Origin of the sequence: Polynucleobacter sp. MWH-UH19D, from assembly GCF_040409795.1 — a bacterium.
In the GTDB taxonomy this organism is placed as follows: domain Bacteria; phylum Pseudomonadota; class Gammaproteobacteria; order Burkholderiales; family Burkholderiaceae; genus Polynucleobacter.
Window position 1 is genome coordinate 1,179,324 of record NZ_CP099571.1, and the last position, 20,437, is coordinate 1,199,760.

Below are 20,437 nucleotides of genomic sequence, written 5' to 3' on the forward strand. Positions count from 1 at the left end.
CAATAAAAAACGCCTAGCAATGCTAGGCGTTTAAGTTTGTACGAACAACTTAGTTACGTATTGCTTAACGTGAAATTACTGGCAGTAATGGAACGATCAGCAAGGCAACGATATTGATAATCTTGATTAATGGGTTTACTGCTGGACCAGCGGTATCTTTGTAGGGGTCGCCCACTGTATCGCCAGTAACAGCTGCCTTATGCGCCTCAGAACCTTTGCCACCAAAGTTACCTTCTTCGATGTATTTCTTAGCGTTATCCCAAGCACCGCCGCCAGTACACATCGAAATCGCAACAAATAAACCGGTAACGATGGTACCCATCAATAAACCGCCTAATGCTGCAGGTCCCAATAAAAGACCTACAACGATCGGAGCAATCACAGGCAATAAAGAAGGAACAATCATTTCCTTAATCGCCGCAGATGTAAGCATATCCACTGCCTTGCCATATTCAGGCTTTGCGGTGCCAGACATGATGCCAGGGATATCGCGGAACTGACGGCGCACTTCCTCAACTACAGCGCCAGCACAACGACCAACCGCTTCCATTGCCATCGCGCCAAATAAGTAAGGAATCATGCCGCCAATAAAGAGGCCAATAATCACCATGTGATTAGATAGATCAAAGGAAACTTGTTGACCGATACCCTCTAGTGCGTGGGTGTAGTCGGCAAAAAGAACCAATGAAGCCAAGCCTGCTGAACCAATTGCATAACCTTTAGTAACGGCCTTTGTTGTATTACCAACCGCATCAAGCGGATCGGTAATATCACGCACCGCTTGTGGCAAGCCAGCCATTTCTGCAATTCCGCCTGCGTTATCAGTAATTGGGCCATATGCATCTAGCGCAACTACGATACCTGCCATAGACAACATTGAAGTAGCAGCTACAGCAATGCCATACAAACCTGCCAACCAGTAAGCAGCAAAAATCGCTGCACAAACAAACAAAACTGGATAAGCAGTTGACTTCATCGAAATGCCTAAGCCTGCAATGATGTTGGTGCCATGACCTTTGGTTGATGCTTCAGCGATATGCTGCACTGGATTAAATTGAGTGCCTGTGTAGTACTCAGTAATCCATACCAATGCTGCAGTTAGCAAAAGACCCACTACAGTTGAACCAAATAAACGCCACTGGCTACCGACAATACCCAAAGCATCGTCAGGCATGACAAAGTTTGTTACAAAGTAGAACGCTACTAAAGATAAGCCACCAGCAATAATCAAGCCTTTGTAGAGCGCTGGCATCACATTCTTCATACCAGGACTTGCTTTAACAAAGGAGCAACCAATAATGGAAGCGATGATAGAAACACCACCGAGCACTAGCGGATAAATGATTGCTGCTACGGGAGCACCAGATACCATCAATGATCCCAAGACCATAGTTGCAATCAGTGTCACCGCATAGGTTTCAAACAAATCAGCAGCCATACCTGCGCAATCGCCAACGTTGTCTCCAACGTTATCGGCAATCACCGCTGGATTACGTGGATCATCTTCTGGAATGCCAGCTTCCACTTTACCAACCAAGTCTGCACCTACGTCAGCGCCTTTAGTAAAGATACCGCCGCCTAAACGTGCAAAGATAGAAATCAAGGATGAACCGAAAGCCAAACCGATCAATGGATGAAGGACTGCTGAGAGATCTTGTCCAGCACCGATTGAAACCAAGAACATAAAAAATAGACCAACACCAAGAAGTCCAAGGCCCACTACCAACATACCAGTAATCGCCCCGCCCTTAAATGCAACATTGAGTGCTTCGTTCATTCCCTTGGTTGCAGCTTCAGCAGTTCGCACATTGGCACGCACTGAAACGTTCATACCAATAAAACCGCAAGCGCCTGATAGAACTGCACCGACCACAAAGCCGATTGCGGTTGCCAAGTCTAAAAAGAGCGCCATCAAAATGGTCAGAACCGCCCCCACAATGGCAATCGTTTTGTACTGGCGCGATAAATACGCTGCCGCACCCTGTTGAATCGCCTCTGCAATTTCTTGCATTTTGGCGTTACCTGTACTTTGCTTCAAAATCCAGCCGCGCATCACAAAACCGTAAATCACGGCCAGGACACCGCACGCCAAGGCAAAATACAAGCCTAAAGTGACATTAGTCATGCTTGAACTCCCTAAAGTTAGTCTTTATTGTTTTGTATCTACTAGCGCTTAGGTCGACCAGGTTTGCGAAGGCTTTAAACTATGGTCTTTAAGCTGTATCAGTATGTAGCAGAATTACCCCTGTGACCCCTCTAAAGGATCAGGGTATTTACTAATCACTATTCGGAGTATTTATGAGTCTCGACAACGTCAAGCCAGGCAAAAAGATCCCTGAGAGCTTTAACGTCATTATTGAAATCCCCATGAACGCGGATCCAATCAAATATGAGGTTGATAAAGAGAGTGGCGCTATTTTTGTCGATCGTTTCATGGGTACCTCTATGCACTACCCATGTAACTATGGCTATATTAATAAAACCATCGCTGGTGATGGCGATCCGGTTGATGTCCTCGTGATTACTCCGTTCCCACTTATTCCAGGTGTAGTTGTAAGCTGCCGCGCAATCGGCATCTTGTTGATGGAAGATGAAGCAGGACAGGACGCTAAGTTATTAGCAGTTCCAGAAGACAAGATTTTGCCGATCTACACGCACTGGCAAAAACCTGAAGATATGAACCCATTGCGCTTAAATCAAATCCAACACTTCTTTGAGCACTACAAAGATCTCGAAAAAGGAAAATGGGTCAAGGTCAAGGGTTGGGGCGGTGTTGCTGAAGCCCACAAAGAGATTCTTGAAGGTATTGAGCGTTACAACAAAGAACACGCTTAATTCTCAAACACTCATTCGGCTTGTGATTCAGAGTGAGCGCGCAAACTATCGCCCTAGCCCAAATCAACCCATTACTGGGCGATTTGGCTGGCAATGCGCAGCTCATTCTTCAATCAGCTGAACAGGCTTTTAAAAATGGTGCAAAGCTCCTAGTAACACCTGAGCTTTCGCTTACCGGCTACCCCCCAGAAGATTTATTACTGCGCCCTGCTTTTATCGACGCAACTGCTAATGAGCTCGAATCACTCACAAGGTCATTGGCGCAATTTCCAGATCTCACGGTCATCGTGGGTCACCCAAAACAAAACACAATAGGTTTGCAAAACTATGCATCAGTTTTGCGTAATGGCCAAGTCATTGCTGGTTATGCCAAACAAGAATTACCCAATCATGAAGTGTTTGATGAAGTGCGTTACTTTGTGCCAGGTAATCAAGCATGCGTATTTGAATGTGATGGCATCTCTTATGGCGTAATTTTGTGTGAAGATGCTTGGCATGCTGGGCCAGCAAAACAAGCTCACGCTGCTGGTGCGCAAATATTGCTAGTACCCAATGCCTCACCCTATCACCTTAAGAAAGAAACCTTGCGCATCGAGGTTCTACGAAGTCATATTGCACAAACCAAAATGCCTTTGGTCTATGTCAATGCAGTTGGCGGTCAAGATGAGTTGGTCTTTGATGGCGGCTCATTTGCTTTAAATAGCCAAGGTGAAGTGGCTATGGCAATGCCACAGTTTGAATCCGCTCTTGGTTTTGTCGGCATCAATGCATCGGGCGACTTGCAAGCAGGCGTAGTCAGCCCAACGCAAAGCGTAGAGGCCCAAGCTTATCAAGCTCTGGTTTTGGGTGTGCGTGATTACGTAAACAAAAACCGTTTTCCGGGTGTCATTATTGGCTTATCAGGTGGTGTTGACTCAGCTCTAGTGCTAGCCATTGCCGTGGATGCACTTGGCGCCGATAAAGTACGCGCGGTGATGATGCCCTCACGCTATACAGCAGACATCTCTTGGATTGATGCCCGCGAGATGGCTCAAAACCTTGGTGTGCAATACGATGAAATTCCAATCAGTGGGCCTGTCGATGCACTCGAGGCTTCTTTAGCAGAACAATTTAAGGGCATGGCTGTAGATGCGACCGAAGAAAATATTCAGGCACGCGTACGCGGTACTCTACTGATGGCCCTTTCTAATAAAACCGGTAGATTGGTTTTGACGACGGGCAATAAGAGTGAAATGGCGGTTGGCTACTGCACGCTGTACGGCGATATGGCTGGTGGCTTTGCAGTAATTAAAGATATTGCCAAAACCTTGGTCTATCGTTTGTGCGCTTATCGCAATAGCATTGCCCCTATTATTCCGGAGCGCATTCTGACGCGCGCGCCTTCAGCAGAATTGCGCCCTGATCAAAAAGACCAAGACAGCCTACCCTCTTATGAAGTGCTCGATGGCATCGTGGAGCGTTATATGGAGCAGAACCAATCCATTGAGCAGATTATTGCCGCTGGCTTTGATCCTGAGAGCGTAGAAAAAGTGACGCGCTTAATTAAGTTAAATGAATACAAACGTCGCCAGGCACCGCCTGGGGTTCGTGTTACCACCCGCGCTTTTGGCCGCGACTGGCGCTACCCCATCACATCCCAATTTAGAGCCTAAAGTGCCCATAGAAGGCTGAATTTGGCACTTCTTTCCAGTTCTAGGTATGATTACTGCATTAGGGAGAATACATGAAACTCATTACATCAATTATTAAACCGTTCAAACTCGATGAAGTTCGTGAAGCATTGGCTGAGGTTGGCGTAACCGGACTAACCGTTACTGAAGTAAAAGGATTTGGTCGTCAAAAAGGTCACACCGAGCTCTACCGCGGCGCCGAATATGTTGTCGACTTCTTGCCTAAAGTAAAGGTTGAGGCTGTTGTTCCTGGAGATCGAGTAGAGGCCGCAATTGAAGCCATTACCAAAGCAGCACGCACTGGCAAGATTGGTGATGGGAAGATCTTCATCACCCCAGTTGAACAGGTGATTCGTATACGCACCGGCGAAACAAACGAGTCAGCGGTCTGAGCAACAAACTCAGATGCAATAAACCAGTTTCAACGAAGCTGGGAGTCTGCGGGAGCCGATGGCTGAATCACTTCAGCCGGCTCCAAAATAATATTTTTTGCAGCACTATTTGATGGGCGTACTTTTACGCCCTGGTAATAAATGTCAACTTGCGCCACGCCTGAAGTAAATACTTTTAATGGCGGCCTTCCATAAAAGCTCGCGCCAGCCCCAGGTTCTAGAGTTTTATTTTGAGTCTTTCCACTTGCGTCAACAACGCATATCGTTTGCGCAATCTTTGATTGCAAATACACCATATCTCCTGCCTTTTTAGGAGCCTCAGGCTTAAAACTAACTGCTGCGGCATCTGCTGGCGGACATTCATTTGATGGCGTTGCGGTAGACGCAGGTGCTGCTGCAACTACAGCGGGAGCAGCAGTAGAAGTAGGAGCAGGAGTGGGCTCTGGGCTCGCAGTTAGAGGGGCTTTAGAGTCTGCGGGCGCATCAGTAGGCGGTGTTGCTGGGACTTGCTCAACCAGCACAATCTCTTCTTTAACAAGCTCTGGAAATAATAAGGGGCGCAAATTGACAAATGAGAAAACCAGAGCCGCAACAATACCAACAAGAATGTATAAGCCTTTCTTTATTTGCTTTGGTGGTGTATCAACGCCATTCCCTTCAATGGAATTAGTTTGCTCTGCATGATTTTCGGTTTGCTGAGTCACATTTGACTCAGTTATTTCCGGCAACTCTACTTCAGCGCTTATTGTCTTTTCAATAACCGATGAAGTTTCAGGCGCTTCACTTTCTGTAGCTGGCAAAACTTCTGATTCTTGTGGCGGAGGATCGCCAACATCAAAAGCATCTTCCTCGCTCAGCTTAAGAATGCCTGCAACCTTTTTTGCCGCTGTGAACTTTACCTGGGGACCATAAAAAGAACTAATTTCACCATTTTCAATTTGCTCAATTTGACGCACTGATAAACATGCCATCCCAGATAACTCTTTAGCACTTAAACCAAGAGTTTCTCGAGCTTTAGCAAAAGCCTCTTTTCTGATTTCGGGGATCTTCTTAGGCGCGTTCACTTGCTAGATTCAATTTTGTTATTTTTAATAAATTTGATACTAAAGCCTGAGTTGCGGAAAGGAAATTAGCCATATAGACAATTATTGAGCCAATGCGGTTAGAGGGTGATTTTCAAGATCTGACTCAAGATACTTTTTCACCAGACTTTGCAATGAATCAGCATGCATCTTTTCCATGACCCTAGCCTTGTGCACCTTAATGGTTGCGTCCGTAGTCCCTAGCTTGACGGCAATATCCTTGTTCAACAAACCCTTAACCAACCAAGCGCATACTTCCCGCTCTCGAGGGGTAAGCCTTTCGTAATCTCGCTTTGTTTCAACATCGATAGATACCCGCTTTAATTGACGGCTATCAAAGTCAATGGCATCGGACACCGCTTTTAACAACTCTTCCAAATTAAAAGGCTTAAACAGAAAGTCGAGCGCCCCTTTTTTTAGACTTTGCACAATTTGATTTGGGTGACTCTGGCCGCTAACAAAGATGATTGGCGTTTTACGCCCCAATTTCAGAAGTGCTTCCTGCAAATCTAAACCCGTCATATCAGGCATTTGCATATCCAACAAAATCACTGCAGGAGACACTGGTACAGAATTTTCTAAAAATACTTGTGCAGATGCGTAGTCCTCAACGAGATACCCCAACTCTCGCAACATCCTTGTAAGGGATAGGCGCATGGATTCATCATCATCGATGAGATAGACATGTCCGACTTTAGTCATTGAATTCAAAGGAAAAAGTACTCGATAGGCAAATGTACTGCAGCCGATTTCATAAGGCTATTAGCTGTCAAGCTAATATTGAAGACTTAATGCCGGTATTTACTAAAATTTAATATTGCATTGCAACAAATAAATGATTGATTCTGTATCGACACTGAAAGTACAGCATTAGACATATCACGGCACAATAGAGCCTTTCGAAATAACCCTTTTTTGGAGTAATTAGCATGAAACGCCTTAATGAACGCTCTCGCATGGTCACCGAGGGAGTCGCTCGCGCACCAAATCGTTCAATGTACTACGCGATGGGCTACCAAGAAAAGGATTTCTCCAAGCCAATGGTTGGCGTTGCAAATGGCCACTCCACTATTACTCCGTGCAACAGCGGCTTACAAAAATTAACCGATGCTGCAGTAAGCGCTCTTGAAGAGGCTGGCGCTAAAGCACAAATGTTTGGTACGCCAACCGTCTCCGATGGTATTGGCATGGGCACCGAAGGCATGAAGTACTCGCTCGTATCACGCGAGGTGATTGCCGATAGCATCGAAACTTGTGTCAATGGTTTGTGGCAAGACGGTGTCGTGGTGATTGGTGGTTGCGATAAAAATATGCCAGGCGGCATGATGGCTATTGCTCGTACCAATGTTCCAGCAATTTATGTTTATGGCGGAACCATCAAGCCAGGACATTACAAAGGTAAAGACCTCAACATTGTTTCGGCTTTCGAAGCGGTTGGTGAATTTACCTCTGGCAGAATGAGCGAGGAAGACTTAAAAGGTGTTGAGCAACACGCCTGCCCTGGCAGTGGTTCATGTGGCGGCATGTATACCGCCAATACGATGAGCTCTGCCTTCGAAGCTTTAGGCATGAGTCTTCCCTACTCTTCTACCATGGCAAATGAAGATGCTGAGAAAGTAGCGAGCGCCGCTGAATCTGCACGCGTGCTAGTTGAAGCCATTAAAAATAATTTACGTCCACGCGATATCATCACTAAAAAATCCATTGAGAATGCCGTCAGCGTGATCATGGCAGTTGGTGGCTCAACCAACGCGGTATTGCATTTCTTGGCTATCACTAGCGCTGCGGAAATCGACTGGACGATTGATGACTTTGAGCGCATTCGTAAGCGCGTTCCCGTCATTGTGGACATGAAACCATCTGGCACCTACCTCGCAACTGATTTACATCAAGCCGGAGGCATTCCCCAGGTAATGAAGATTTTGTTAGATGGCGGATTGTTGCATGGTGATTGCATGACAATTACTGGCAAAACGATTGCCGAGGTATTAAAAGATGTCCCTTCTGCGCCACGCGCAGACCAAAAAGTCATTCGCACCTTAGATAATCCTTTGTATAAACAAGGTCACTTAGCGATTCTTAAGGGCAATATTTCTCCAGAAGGCTGTGTTGCCAAAATCACTGGCCTGAAAAATCCTTCTATCACTGGCCCAGCCCGTGTGTTTGATTCTGAAGATGATGCAATGGCCGCCATCATGGCTCAAAAAATTAAAGATGGTGACATCGTTGTGATTCGTTATGAAGGCCCTAAAGGCGGTCCTGGTATGCGTGAAATGCTGGCCCCTACCTCAGCTTTGGTTGGTCAAGGTTTAGGTGAATCTGTTGGTCTCATTACCGATGGTCGTTTCTCAGGCGGTACATGGGGCATGGTAGTTGGTCACGTAGCCCCTGAAGCATATGTAGGTGGAACCATTGCGCTCATTCTTGAAGGTGACTCTGTAACGATCGATGCACATAAGCTCTTAATCCAGCTCAATGTGAGCGATGAAGAAATTGCCAAGCGTCGTGCAGCATGGAAGCAGCCCAAGCCACGCTATACCCGCGGCCTATTAGCAAAATATGCCAAGCTTGCGAGCACAGCGAGTAAAGGCGCTGTAACAGATTTGAACCTAGATCTGTAATCAAGCAACCAACGTAAAACAGAAGTTGATAAAAAGCCCCTAGATCAAACTAGGGGCTTTTTTATTGAAGTACTTGTTACTGATTAGTGTTTCATAGACGCTGCAGCATTAACTGGCATTTTTACTTCAACTTCACCTGCTTTTGCAAATTTGAGCTTAACAGGCACAGTTTCACCAGCAGCTAATGGGGCCTTAATATTCATAAACATTAAATGTAGGCCACCTGGCTTTAATTCAACAGACCCGTTAGCAGGTACAGGGATGTCTTTTACTTGACGCATTTTCATGACATTGCCATCCATTGCCATTTCATGAAGTTGTACTTCGCCTGCGACTGGAGAACTGGCAGAAACCAATTGATCAGCGCCACCCTTGTTTTCAATCTTTAAAAAACCACCGGCCACTTGCTGACCTGGTGCAGTTGCTCGGGTGTAAGCGTTTTCAACTTTGATTGAGCCTACCGAAGCATTTTGTGCCATAACAGAACCACATAAGGCCATACCTACTGCTGCATACATTGTTGCTAGTACTTTTGATTTCATTACTACTCCTTATAAAAATTAAAGCCCGAGATAACTACTAAGATCTTTTTCAAACTGCTCTTGCTGATTGGCAACAATAAAGTACCCAATCGGAACCTCTTTTGTCGATGTTGCTAAAACTAAATCACGTCGACCATCATTTTTATGAATCAACTTTGTCCATACTGTATTAAATTCTTCAATTCTCACTTTGCCGCCCCAGCTTCTCTCTACCACGAGATGCTTACCCACAATCGTAATTTTTTCGTAATCTAAGGCATGCTTAGAGTACACGTACAAGGCAACTGTTAAAGCGATCAATTCGATGCAGGTAAAAATGATGATCATCCATACCCCAATCAACAGAAAATACAGTGCCACTAATAGCGAAAAGCTCACGATTGATAGATAAAAAATTCCTACCTGCTTAGGCGAGAAAGAGCAATTTCTTTTCATTAACCAAGTACGCATTTTTTAAATGATTGCGATATCTAGCAAATGAATATTGATTGAATGGCTAAATTAGCCTTGACTATTAAACCAATTTTGCAATTGATAAAAATCCATTGGCCCAGTCTTACGAATTGCCTTCCCATTTTTATCTATCAAGATGGTAATCGGGGTCTCCCCCCGCCATTTTGCGTCAACTTCATAGCGCATATATTCATCAAATGGTGATATAAGGCTATAGTTTTTTGCACTTTGTAAATTTGCTTTTGTAAGCATCTTTAATGCACTTTCTGGCGCAACTTCGTCTACCTGAACAAATATCACATTCGCATTCTTATTCTTAGCAAGAAACTTTCCCCACTCTGGCATTTCTCTTGCACAAGGGGCGCAAGTAACCCCCCAAAAGTGAACTGCCAAAGGCTTAGAAGATGTATTTACTAAAGCTTGCCAATCACCCTTTTGATAGGGTTTAACTGTCTCCGATCCTGCAATCGCAAGATGCATAAAAAAAAGTGGGACTACTAACAAGAGATACTTCTTCACTTTCCACCCCCTAAAGAAATCAACTGATAACCATCGTTGCGGGTCAACCATGATAAGAAAACCTCATCGTTTTGGCGCACCAATAATGGATGATCACTGTAACCACCAGCACTAACTACAACTTGAGGACTTGTCCACGTTACACCATCATCATTAGACCTTCTAAGGTAAATGGAATTCTTTTCGCCATCAAAGCTTTTCCAAACCAGCCATACCGATTTTCCAATTGCAAGAAGATATGGACGTGAAATATTGTCATCTGCACCACCTAGCCTCATCGGCGAGGAAAAATTTAGTCCATCATTTTTAGAGCTGGCATAGAAAACGCCTTGCCTTGCCTTTCCTTGGGTAAACCACGCAGCATGAATCTTTCCAGACTGAGATATGGCTATTGAAGGCCCATGATGGGGGCATGCATCCGTCTTCCATTCATCATTAGAGACACGATGAATCTTACCTAGATTTAACTCTGAGATTCTCTGAACAGCGTGATCACGCACTCCTCCCGGGAATATTGCCCTATAGATAATTGCTACCCCACCTTTTGGATCAGTTGAAGCACCAATTCGGCAGCACTCACAACTATTTTCATTTGCAATTTTCTCTGGCTGAAAGGTTTTACCAAAGTCATTTGAAAAGGCATAGGCAATCGACCCGCCTAAACGCCTCTCACCATTATTTTTGGCGGCTGCAACTAAGCGCTTATCAATCCAAGAAAGAAAAAGAGAACTACTGGGAGTAATTGCAAGCGATGGAAAACGTTGGCTCGAAGCATCGCTGACGATTGACTGTGGTCGATCAAAGGTTTTTCCGCCATCAACTGATCGCGTCATATTGACCTGTGCATTCCAATTGGAATCCTTAAAAAAAGCGTAAGCTAGAAATACATTGCCATTCTTATCAGCAACAACTTGTGGTCGCGCATCTCCACCTGCATCTAGGGATTTGCCATGCTCTGCAACTACCACTGCTGGAGCAAATGACTTACCCAAGTCCAGAGACTTTGCTACTGAAACTACTCCACCAGCAGTCCACGCAAGAAAGAGTGAGCCATCAGCATCTAAAAATGGAGTGGCTGCATTAGCACACTCCAATCCAGTAGATACACACGAATTAGCTGGCTTAGAAGAACCACCCTTTCCCATATGGGATGAGTGATCCATTTGAGCAATTGCCGAACTAGAAAATACCCAGATCAAACCACTTAAAAAGTGTAATTTCATTACTTCGAAGTTTATTTTTTTAGTCATCAGAAAGTAATGCGGGCACCGGCAGTAATAGATTGTGGTTGCCCAGCAATATATTGAGAACCCGATCCAAAAGTAATGTAATTGCGATTTAGTAAGTTTACTGCGCTTAAATAGAGGGTGGTTCCCGGAGTCATTTCGTAATTAATACGAGCTCCGATAACTGCGTATGCTGGAATTGGCATCGTGTGCGCAGTGTCGTACCATGAATTTCCGATGTAGCGAATCGTAGTGGTGAGACTTGTTTTAAAGTTTGGGTAATACGTTAGGCCAGCACTTGCCATATTTCGCGGCGTACCCGCAATTTGTACGCCGGTAGGATTTAATGTCTGACTAATTTGGCCGCCAGTCCAAGTAAGCACCGCCTTTGTCAGCGTATACCCCAAATCTGTTGCCCATTTTGAAGAGATATCAGCATGCCCCTGCACTTCCAATCCAGAACTCTGCAAGGACTGATCGTTACTATAGGATTTTGCACCCGTTGAACATAGGGGAGCACATGTACTTGCTATCTGCGCAGATGTCAAAGTGTATGTTGCAATCGCATTGGTAACATTTGCATTAAAACCGGTAACTTGCACGAACCCAGATTGCCAGCGATAGTCTGTTCCAAGCTCATACCCAGTCATATTTTCTGGTGTTAAGTAGGGATTGTTTCCCACATAACTACTTCCCGACCCATAACTTCGAATAGTATTATTTAAACCCGGCGCATGAAATGCCTGATAGGCAGCAGCTCGAAAATCTAACTCTTTTGTAGCTTGATAAAGTAATCCAAGATTTGGACTAAATTTTGTCATAGCCTGATTCGGAACAGCTTGATATAAGGGGGCTGAACCAACCTGCTGTGTGTAATTTACGGGAACTTCACTAGTCCACCTATCAACCCTCGCAGCCAAGGTAAGCTCAAGAGGTATTGATTCAAACTTCGATTTTGCTTGCCCAAGAACCCCCAGAAAATTTTGCGTTCCTTGTGCTACAACCTGCGATGCCAACGTGCCCAGCTTGCTACTGTTGTAATTGGCGGCACCAGGCGAGTTGTAGTTATTCTGAAAATTAGAGGCTGATACCTGCCTTGCATCAACGCTTGCAATGACTTGATCTATTGCGATAGTTTTTAAATTATTAGCATACTGAGCAGACCCACCAACCTGATAGTATGGATTACTGTAGGCGGCATTAATATAAGGATTGGTAGAGCTGACATTTTGTTGCTGTAATGTAGTCTCTTCATAATATGCATTCACCTGCACATTCTCATTAGAGCTCAATCTTGTATTTGTACCACCCGAAAGGGTAGTCTCATTAGTTGTTTTTCTTGCAAAATTGTAACCACCAACAGGTAAATTCGACATTGAGTGCAAGCCAAAATTAAAGGAAGCGTCTGTTTCTTGAGTGGCTTTTAAAGAACCTTGTAATCGAAAGTTTGCATTCTTAGCACTCTCATCCCCCATTCCAGACTTTAAAGCGCTTTGTGATGATGGGTAGATGGTTGCGATATTTTGATAACCCCCAGTACTGAAGTAATCAGCCGACGCCCTCACCCTCAATGCATCATTGATTGCAAATTCTTTTGAAGCGGCCACAGTGCCAGTAGCAAATGAGCCAATGCTTCCCGAGACTTCTGATTTTTCATCTATGGGTTTTGTTCTGATATTAATTACGCCGCCCATACCCATGTTTCCATACAAGCTAGATACACCGCCGCGAATAAATTCAACATCCTGAATGGCGGACATCGGCACTAAATTCCACTGCACAGTTCCATACATAGCATCATTTGCAGGAACGCCATCAATCAATACTAAAGTTCTAGCATTTCCCAAGCCACGAACATTGATACTTTGTCCGGTTGGATCCTTTTCATAAAATGGCTGATCATTAAGAAAGACACTGGTTTGATTCTTGAGAATTTGATCGATAGTTTGGTCTGGAGCAATCTCAAGCTCTTCTTTAGTCAAAATGGTCGTATTTTGAGTCATCTCTTTCAACTGCGTGCCTGATCTAGTAGCAGACACCACAACATCAGATAACTTTTGGCCATAATTTAGTGGCGGCGCAATCTGCGCCCAGGAAATGCTCTCCCCCAACCCCATACCAATCAATATACCTATACAGGTATTGTTTTTGAATTTCTTAAACACTAGAATCCCCACATAACAAGTCGGCAAACGAAGTTGCCATCACATAGCTAGGCTATGCCCTATTTTTTGATTAGGCTTGTGTGGGAGGTGCTGCTGAGGGTGGTGTAACCCAAACAGCGAGTGGTTTGGGTGATTGATAGAAAAGCTTTGGAAGCAACGCAAAAGAAGTTGGCGCTGCAAAGGTGAGATCAGCATTAAATGCTGGGGCGATACTAATATGAGTAATGCAGTATGGGCATGGTTGCATCGAATTACTCGACTCTTCGTCAAGCTGAACATTCAAATGCATTTTGCTGCCATCAGCCGAGCAAATCTCCATTGCAAAACCATGCCCGCCTTTAGCAAGCGAAACCGCCTGGGAAACCGCTGGCGCAAGTGCACTCATTGCAATTGCTATTGCTGCAATCCAGTGAATGAGGCGGTTTTTGTGGAAATTCATGATGTTTTGGATTTTATCGGATTTTTTGCCTAATAAAACAAAAAGGAGGCTTTCGCCCCCCTTTGCTGTTTTTAACCCGTTTTAATTAGGTTTAAATGCTTAAGCTACCGCTTTTTTCTTGCCAATAACCTTGCCAATTAATGGCCAGAACAAGAGCAACAATGCAAATGTAGTAATTGCGCCAACTAAGTAGTTAGAGAAGAACACATCTAAGCTGCCTTGTGAAATCAGCATCGATTGACGGAAGGAGTCTTCTGCACGATCACCGAGCACCAAAGCCAAAACCATTGGCGCCATTGGGTAATCAAGCTTCTTAAACACATATCCCAAAATACCGAAACCAAGCATCAGCCAAACATCAAATGTTGCATTGTGTACGGTATAGGCACCAACAGCACAGATCACAATAATGACAGGCGCAATGATGGAGAACGGGATTCTTAAGATTGAAGCAAACAGCGGCACGCAAGTTAATACAACAAACAAGCCAGCCAAGTTACCCAAGTACATACTAGCAATCAAGCCCCAAACAAAGTCTGGCTTTTCAACGAAGAGCAATGGACCTGGTTGCAGACCCCAAATCAACAAACCGCCAAGCAATACCGCTGCGGTTGGTGAGCCTGGAATACCTAAGGACAGCATTGGCAACAAGGCTGATGTACCTGCTGCGTGAGCAGCAGTTTCTGGAGCAACAATACCCTCCATCTGACCCGTACCAAATTTGTCGCCATTCTTAGAAACACGCTTAGCAACTCCGTAAGCCATAAAGGAAGCAGGAGTAGCACCGCCAGGCGTAATACCCATCCAGCAACCAATCAGGCAGCTACGGATTGAGGTTGCCCAATATTTTGGCAATTGCTTCCAAGTCTCCAAAACTACCTTACCGCGAATCTTGGCAGCAGCACCTTGGAATGCCAAGCCCTCTTCCATAGATAGCAGAATCTCGCCAATACCAAACAAACCGATAACCGCAATTAAGAAGTCAAAACCACGCATCAACTCGGCATGACCGAATGTCAAGCGTAACTGACCAGTAACGGTATCCATACCTACCGCTGCTAATGCAAAGCCAAGCATCATGGCAGAGATCGTCTTAAATGGCGAGCCTTTATTCATGCCCACAAAACTACAGAAGGTCAGCAAGTAAACCGAGAAGAACTCGGGTGGACCAAACTGTAATGCAAACTTAGCAACCAATGGTGCCAAGAAAGTAATCATCACGATTGCAATAAACGCACCTACAAATGAAGATGTAAATGCTGCTGTTAATGCCTCGCCAGCTTTGCCATTACGCGCCATTGGATAACCATCAAAGGTTGTCGCAACCGACCAAGGCTCGCCTGGAATGTTGAACAATACCGATGTAATCGCACCACCAAACAAAGCGCCCCAGTAAATACAAGAGAGCATGATGATTGCTGAAGTTGGCGGCATAGTAAATGTCAACGGTAGCAAAATAGCGATGCCATTTGCACCACCCAGACCAGGTAAAACGCCAATGATCACACCAAGCGTCACACCAACGAGCATGAGCAATAAGTTAAATGGTGTCATTGCAACGGCAAAGCCGCTGAATAGAGCGCTAATTTCTTCCAACTTGGACTCCTTCTTCTTTAATCTTTTTTAATAGTTATTTTTTATTGCACACCCAAGAACTCAAGGGGATTAATCCATGAGCCATGTGGCAATGGAACTTGGAACCAGTACTCAAACATGAAGTAAAGCGCAGCGCTCACACCCACTGCTACAGCAACCGCTTTCCAAATTGGGTATTTGCCTAGCCACACCATAAAAATGGCGATGTAAATCGCTGAGGAAACATAAATACCAATTAACTGAACGCCCAAAATAAATACAAAGGCTGGCAATAGAACCGCCATCACCTGACCAAATGACTCTTTATCAACAAAAGATTCTGTTTCTTTGTTTTTATTCACAATCACTGCTTGATAAAGCGTAATTGCACTTGAAACAATAATGATCAAGCTGACGTAAAAAGGAAAGTAACCTGCCTCTGGGCCGTCGCTACCCCAACTTGCGCCTAACTTAAGACTACCAACCATCACAACTAAACCGATGGCGATAAATAAAAGCGCTGTAATGATCTCCATAGCACGCATGCTAATTACAGACTCTGTATTTGTATTTTTGTTATGTTCAGACATTACTTTTTCACTAATAAAAATTAATAAATCACTACTAAAAAATTAGGACCTCCAAAGGAGGCCCCATTCAATCTCGTACAGATTACTTAGCCAAGAAGCCAGCTTCGCCCATTAACTGCTTGTGCAAAGCTTCGTTTAATGTAAGCCAATTACGGAACTCTTTACCTGTCATGAAGGTCTGGTTAAAAGCACCATCAGCCATGAATTTTTTCCACTCTGGTGTTGCGCGAACCTTCTTAAACAAGTCGACATAGAAATCTACTTGCTCTTGAGTAACGCCAGGCGCCATGAAGATACCACGCAACATCACGTAGTCAGTTGGAACACCAGCTTCTTTACATGTTGGCACGTCATACCAAGATTGCGTATCAGTTACCTTCTCTTTGTATGGCATACGAGTGTCATCAAACACGCAAAGCGCACGCAATTTACCGGCACGCCACTGGGCAACCGCTTCAATTGGGTTATTCACAGTTGAGTCAACGTGATTACCAACCAATTGCACTGCTACGTCACCACCCCCTTTAAATGGAAGATAAGTGAACTTTGCACCAGTTGCTTTTTCAATCGCAACGGTAATGATTTGATCTTCTGATTTAGAGCCTGTGCCGCCCATCTTGAATTTGCCAGGACCAGCTGCTTTTGCTGCATCGATATATTCTTTTGCAGTCTTGTATGGCTTTTCTGCGTTATCCCACAAGACAAACTGATCAAGAGCCAACATCGCTACTGGGGTGATGTCTTGCCAATTAAAAGGAATACCTGTAGCCAATGGGGTTGTAAACAAATTAGAAAGTGTGATCACAATTTTGTTTGGATCGCCCTTGGCTTCTTTCATTGCCAAGAAACCTTCTGCGCCAGCTCCAGCACCTTTATTTACCGGGATGATAGCTTGCTTCATTAAATTGTTTTTGGTGATGATTCCTTGAATCATGCGAGCCATTTGGTCAGCACCGCCGCCTGGGCCTGCTGGAATGATGAATTCAACTGGTTTGGTTGGCTCCCATGCTGCATAGGCAGTAGATGCGCCAGTAACACCAAGGGCCAATGCGGCAGAAAGTAATGCCCCTTTTAATTTCATCTTCATAACTTCTGTCTCCAAAATAGTTACCAATTTAATTTGGCTTATTTAATACGTGTGTGATTTTTGAACAAGATAGAAAAGATGAACTTGACTACCATCAATAATTTCAAAAACGACTCACATAGAGATCTTCAATTTAGTGAAAACCCTTATAAATCAAGCCAATGCCAATTCGTAGTGTACTAATTTCTGCGCAAAAAGGGCGTTTGTGCATACAAAAAATTGAGCGATTAAAGACCCCATTGGGATGCGGGGCAAATGTGATGGTGCCGCTTGCCGGAATCGAACTGGCGACCTTTTCATTACGAATGAACTGCTCTACCGACTGAGCTAAAGCGGCCTGGTGGGATAAATTCTAGCGGAAACGGTCTAAAAATTTCTTGCTGATCTTATCTAGCTGAGTAGAGTCCTTTATTAAGAACTGCAATCCATTGGAATCAGCGATCAGCAGTGTGTTGCCAGCGATTCTACGGATATCTTCCTCGCCCTTTAAGCGAATTCGGGTTGGCCCGCGATCAGTTTCAATATCCCAAATGCTTGGCGTTGCATAAGTTGAAACGCGAGTAATTTTTTCAATCACTGGCATAAATTCACGCGCAGCCAATTCCTCTTCGATGAGTGAGAGCTCTGCATTTGGAATGTGCGATGCATTTGGATACCAATAAACCTCTTTACCAGATTGATTCATGATGCCGATACCAGCAGTAGGCGCAGTAATTGGAAATGCTCTCACTGGGTGAACGCCAATATGAGAGACACCACTTCTATCGACAAAAACCAGGCGACCTAATGAGTCACGATGCAATGTATTGGCAGGTTGATGGCCTTGTGTCATACCCCTCCCCCAATATTTTTTGCGATGACTTGCAATGTTTCTTCTTGCTTTTCTTCTTGTTTTTCTTGATCAGACTCTTCCAAGCTTTCGCCAATAGCGCCACCCTCAACCAACTCTGCGGCATGGCGTAATTGGGCTTGATACAAGGTGTAGTAAGCACCTTGTGCCTCCATCAACTGCTCGTGAGAACCAATCTCCACGATCTCACCTTTATCAAGTACTACTAGGCGATCAGCCTTTCTCAAGGTAGAAAGACGATGCGCGATTGCAATAGTTGTGCGACCTTTAACTAGATTATCCAAAGCCCGCTGAATTTCTTTTTCAGTAGTGGTGTCAACTGATGAGGTAGCCTCATCCAAAATCAAGATACTTGGGTTAATTAGCAATGCTCTTGCAATAGAAATGCGTTGGCGCTCGCCACCAGAGAGCGACTGACCACGCTCACCAACTAGAGAGTCGTAGCCAAGTGGTAAGCGCAAAATAAATTCATGCGCATGGGCAGCTCGTGCGGCTTCAATAATTTCTTCGCGAGTTGCATCAGGCTTGCCATAGGCAATATTTTCGGCAATCGTTCCAAAGAACAAAAATGGTTCTTGGAGAACCAATCCGATCCGCTTGCGATAGTCTGCAATCCCAATGCTACGAATGTCCCGCCCATCTAATGCAATAGAACCAGAGCTGACATCATAGAAACGGCAAATCAAGTTCACCAAAGTACTCTTACCTGAGCCGCTATGACCAACCAAACCAATCATCTCGCCCGGTGCGATCTCTAAGTCAATTCCCTTAGATACGGCGCGATTCCCATAACGAAATCCCACGCCACGCAAAGTAATTCGACCTTGTACAGACCCCAATGGCGCAGGATTGATTGGCTCGGGAACGCTGGAAACATGATCCAAAATATCAAAGATGCGTTTTGCTCCAGCAGCCGCTTTTTGTGTATGCGAAACAATGCGGCTCATTGAATCTAAGCGCACATAAAAACGTCCGATGTAAGCCAAGAAGGCAATCAACACGCCAACCGTTACTTTTTGATGGGCTACCTGCCAAATACCAAAACCCCACACTACCAGCAAACCTGTTTCGGTTAATAAGGTCACCGTAGGAGAAAACAATCCCCAAACACGGTTTACGCGATCATTGATTTGCAAATTGTGCTTGTTCGAATCAACAAAGCGTTTTAGTTCGCGATCTTCTTGAGCAAATGCTTTGACAACACGAATTCCTGGAATAGTATCGGCCAGGATGTTCGTAACCTCAGACCAAATGCGATCAATCTTCTCAAAACCAAAACGCAATTTATCGCGCACTACATGAATCATCCAAACAATAAATGGCAATGGCGCCAAGGTTACTAAAGCCAACAAAGGATCAATCGAGACTAAGATGGCTGCGGTCATCGTGATCATCAGGACGTCAGTTGCAAAGTCAAGTGCGTAAAGAGACAGGAAGACGCAGATACGATCTGTTTCAGCGCCAATGCGAGCAATTAAGTCACCGGTACGTTTGCCGCCAAAGTACTCAAGCGAAAGTTTTAGTAAATGCTCAAAGGTGGTATTACGCAGATCTGCGCCAATGCGTTCGCTCACCAAAGCGAGCAAGTAAGTCTTCCACCAACCAAGACCCCAAGCCACTATTGCAGCACCAAATAGCGCCAACAAATACATGCTCGCTAAATGAAAATCAATGGGATTGCCGCGCTCATAAGGAATCAATACATGATCCATTAGCGGCATTGTGAGGTACGGCGGAATTAAGGTGGCACCAGTCGATAGCAGTGTTAATACAAACCCAAGCAGCAATTGGTTTTGATAAGGCTTAGCAAAACGCCAAAGCTTAAATAAAGTCCAAGTCGAAGGTGGTTTATCGTCCTCGGGATCGCATGTGGGACAACTATCCGAGTTTGCAGGTTTAGGACTTAGGCAAACTGGACAAACTTGCTTGTCATACTCGGTAAGCTCGCTCTCACTATGCTGACCATCTTTTGTGAGCTTTCTAAATGCCGATTGAAGGCGCAGCACTTGTGGATTAACTGCTAGCGTGTAGTACCAGACCCTCTTTAAGCTATCAGCCAATTCAAGCTTTAAATGCCCAACACCAGCATGATCTCCATGAACCAATCGCCCTGCCGCATTCACCGTCCACGATTCAAAATTCTGACCATCCGTCCAAAGCAAAATCTGATCAGTTAGCAACAAGAGGCTCTTGTTAAAACGCAAACTTGCATCCAAATCAAGCTCTACCCATGCCAGCAAAGCCTCTTGCGACTGAATGGGTGATTTTTCACTCCTCAAAATAGCTTGCCAGTAGCTTGGCAAAGCGGGAGCAAAAGGTAGGATTTCTGGCTTCATTAACCCCAAAAGTATAGTGGAGCTCAATTTTTTAGATTTATTGGCTCTGTCAACT

Annotated in this window: 18 protein-coding genes and 1 tRNA gene; 4 read left to right on the forward strand and 15 right to left on the reverse strand. The window is 44.6% G+C overall.

The window, feature by feature from the left end; all coding sequences use genetic code 11:
• Positions 1–64 precede the first annotated feature (64 nt).
• The gene (locus NHB34_RS05985; RefSeq protein WP_353426737.1) at positions 65–2,125 is read right to left on the reverse strand and encodes a sodium-translocating pyrophosphatase; all 2,061 of its coding nucleotides are present in this window, start codon (positions 2,123–2,125) and stop codon (positions 65–67) included.
• Between the two features lie 173 nt (positions 2,126–2,298).
• Here NHB34_RS05985 and ppa point away from each other — a divergent pair, with 173 nt between their 5' ends.
• The 3 genes from ppa (at position 2,299) to NHB34_RS06000 (ending at position 4,897) form a co-directional block, all read left to right on the forward strand.
• Entirely contained in the window at positions 2,299–2,835 is a 537-nt protein-coding gene (ppa, locus tag NHB34_RS05990) for an inorganic diphosphatase (RefSeq protein ID WP_353426738.1), read from the forward strand.
• 32 nt (positions 2,836–2,867) lie between these two features.
• The gene (locus NHB34_RS05995) at positions 2,868–4,487 is read left to right on the forward strand and encodes an NAD+ synthase (RefSeq protein ID WP_353426740.1); all 1,620 of its coding nucleotides are present in this window, start codon (positions 2,868–2,870) and stop codon (positions 4,485–4,487) included.
• A 71-nt stretch (positions 4,488–4,558) separates the two neighbouring features.
• Positions 4,559–4,897, forward strand: a complete 339-nt coding sequence (locus NHB34_RS06000; RefSeq protein ID WP_173955517.1) for a P-II family nitrogen regulator — start codon at positions 4,559–4,561, stop codon at positions 4,895–4,897.
• A gap of 29 nt (positions 4,898–4,926) precedes the next feature.
• On the opposite strand, the gene NHB34_RS06005 is transcribed toward NHB34_RS06000, so the two are convergent.
• Both NHB34_RS06005 and NHB34_RS06010 read right to left on the reverse strand, forming a co-directional pair.
• On the reverse strand, positions 4,927–5,961 hold the full coding sequence (locus NHB34_RS06005; protein WP_353426741.1) for a helix-turn-helix transcriptional regulator: 1,035 nt from the start codon (positions 5,959–5,961) through the stop codon (positions 4,927–4,929).
• A gap of 81 nt (positions 5,962–6,042) precedes the next feature.
• Entirely contained in the window at positions 6,043–6,681 is a 639-nt protein-coding gene (locus tag NHB34_RS06010) for a response regulator (RefSeq protein ID WP_353426742.1), read from the reverse strand.
• Positions 6,682–6,908: 227 nt separating this feature from the next.
• Here NHB34_RS06010 and ilvD point away from each other — a divergent pair, with 227 nt between their 5' ends.
• Positions 6,909–8,600 (forward strand): dihydroxy-acid dehydratase, encoded by a 1,692-nt coding sequence (ilvD, locus tag NHB34_RS06015; RefSeq protein WP_353426743.1) that lies wholly within the window; start codon positions 6,909–6,911, stop codon positions 8,598–8,600.
• Positions 8,601–8,683: 83 nt separating this feature from the next.
• Here ilvD and NHB34_RS06020 read toward each other — a convergent pair whose 3' ends face one another.
• The 12 genes from NHB34_RS06020 to NHB34_RS06075 all read right to left on the reverse strand — a co-directional run bounded on the left by NHB34_RS06020 (position 8,684) and on the right by NHB34_RS06075 (position 20,382).
• A complete protein-coding gene (locus tag NHB34_RS06020; RefSeq protein WP_353426744.1) occupies positions 8,684–9,142 on the reverse strand; it encodes a copper chaperone PCu(A)C in 459 nt (152 codons plus the stop codon).
• A gap of 18 nt (positions 9,143–9,160) precedes the next feature.
• Positions 9,161–9,592: a DUF2244 domain-containing protein gene (locus NHB34_RS06025; protein ID WP_353426745.1), complete on the reverse strand. Its 432-nt coding sequence runs from the start codon at positions 9,590–9,592 to the stop codon at positions 9,161–9,163.
• Positions 9,593–9,643: 51 nt separating this feature from the next.
• Complete coding sequence (locus NHB34_RS06030; protein ID WP_353426746.1) at positions 9,644–10,099, reverse strand: TlpA disulfide reductase family protein; 456 nt, start codon at positions 10,097–10,099, stop codon at positions 9,644–9,646.
• An 11-nt stretch (positions 10,100–10,110) separates the two neighbouring features.
• Entirely contained in the window at positions 10,111–11,337 is a 1,227-nt protein-coding gene (locus tag NHB34_RS06035) for a sialidase family protein (protein ID WP_353426747.1), read from the reverse strand.
• 26 nt (positions 11,338–11,363) lie between these two features.
• Positions 11,364–13,505 carry a TonB-dependent receptor gene (locus NHB34_RS06040; protein WP_353426748.1) on the reverse strand — a complete coding sequence of 714 codons (2,142 nt, stop codon included), beginning with the start codon at positions 13,503–13,505 and terminating at the stop codon, positions 11,364–11,366.
• Between the two features lie 70 nt (positions 13,506–13,575).
• Positions 13,576–13,944 carry a DUF2946 family protein gene (locus NHB34_RS06045; RefSeq protein WP_353426749.1) on the reverse strand — a complete coding sequence of 123 codons (369 nt, stop codon included), beginning with the start codon at positions 13,942–13,944 and terminating at the stop codon, positions 13,576–13,578.
• A 99-nt stretch (positions 13,945–14,043) separates the two neighbouring features.
• On the reverse strand, positions 14,044–15,540 hold the full coding sequence (locus NHB34_RS06050) for a tripartite tricarboxylate transporter permease (RefSeq protein ID WP_353426750.1): 1,497 nt from the start codon (positions 15,538–15,540) through the stop codon (positions 14,044–14,046).
• Between the two features lie 41 nt (positions 15,541–15,581).
• Positions 15,582–16,109, reverse strand: coding sequence for a tripartite tricarboxylate transporter TctB family protein (locus NHB34_RS06055; RefSeq protein ID WP_353426752.1), 528 nt, complete (start codon positions 16,107–16,109; stop codon positions 15,582–15,584).
• A gap of 82 nt (positions 16,110–16,191) precedes the next feature.
• On the reverse strand, positions 16,192–17,190 hold the full coding sequence (locus tag NHB34_RS06060) for a tripartite tricarboxylate transporter substrate-binding protein (RefSeq protein WP_353428557.1): 999 nt from the start codon (positions 17,188–17,190) through the stop codon (positions 16,192–16,194).
• A 267-nt stretch (positions 17,191–17,457) separates the two neighbouring features.
• Positions 17,458–17,533, reverse strand: a tRNA-Thr gene (locus NHB34_RS06065).
• 15 nt (positions 17,534–17,548) lie between these two features.
• Positions 17,549–18,028, reverse strand: coding sequence for a DUF1854 domain-containing protein (locus NHB34_RS06070; protein WP_353426753.1), 480 nt, complete (start codon positions 18,026–18,028; stop codon positions 17,549–17,551).
• Positions 18,025–20,382 carry an ABC transporter ATP-binding protein gene (locus tag NHB34_RS06075; protein WP_353426754.1) on the reverse strand — a complete coding sequence of 786 codons (2,358 nt, stop codon included), beginning with the start codon at positions 20,380–20,382 and terminating at the stop codon, positions 18,025–18,027. Before NHB34_RS06075 ends, NHB34_RS06070 begins: the two co-directional genes overlap by 4 nt.
• Positions 20,383–20,437: the final 55 nt, after the last annotated feature.

Bases quoted from the DNA above. Each gene is read 5' to 3' on its own strand.
- NHB34_RS05985 (WP_353426737.1), bottom strand. From the start codon at position 2,125: ATGACTAATGTCACTTTAGGCTTGTATTTTGCCTTGGCGTGCGGTGTC.
- ppa (WP_353426738.1), top strand. From the start codon at position 2,299: ATGAGTCTCGACAACGTCAAGCCAGGCAAAAAGATCCCTGAGAGCTTT.
- NHB34_RS06000 (WP_173955517.1), top strand. From the start codon at position 4,559: ATGAAACTCATTACATCAATTATTAAACCGTTCAAACTCGATGAAGTT.
- NHB34_RS06010 (WP_353426742.1), bottom strand. From the start codon at position 6,681: ATGACTAAAGTCGGACATGTCTATCTCATCGATGATGATGAATCCATG.
- ilvD (WP_353426743.1), top strand. From the start codon at position 6,909: ATGAAACGCCTTAATGAACGCTCTCGCATGGTCACCGAGGGAGTCGCT.
- NHB34_RS06020 (WP_353426744.1), bottom strand. From the start codon at position 9,142: ATGAAATCAAAAGTACTAGCAACAATGTATGCAGCAGTAGGTATGGCC.
- NHB34_RS06025 (WP_353426745.1), bottom strand. From the start codon at position 9,592: ATGCGTACTTGGTTAATGAAAAGAAATTGCTCTTTCTCGCCTAAGCAG.
- NHB34_RS06035 (WP_353426747.1), bottom strand. From the start codon at position 11,337: ATGAAATTACACTTTTTAAGTGGTTTGATCTGGGTATTTTCTAGTTCG.
- NHB34_RS06045 (WP_353426749.1), bottom strand. From the start codon at position 13,944: ATGAATTTCCACAAAAACCGCCTCATTCACTGGATTGCAGCAATAGCA.
- NHB34_RS06055 (WP_353426752.1), bottom strand. From the start codon at position 16,109: ATGTCTGAACATAACAAAAATACAAATACAGAGTCTGTAATTAGCATG.
- NHB34_RS06060 (WP_353428557.1), bottom strand. From the start codon at position 17,190: ATGAAATTAAAAGGGGCATTACTTTCTGCCGCATTGGCCCTTGGTGTT.
- NHB34_RS06070 (WP_353426753.1), bottom strand. From the start codon at position 18,028: ATGACACAAGGCCATCAACCTGCCAATACATTGCATCGTGACTCATTA.
- NHB34_RS06075 (WP_353426754.1), bottom strand. From the start codon at position 20,382: ATGAAGCCAGAAATCCTACCTTTTGCTCCCGCTTTGCCAAGCTACTGG.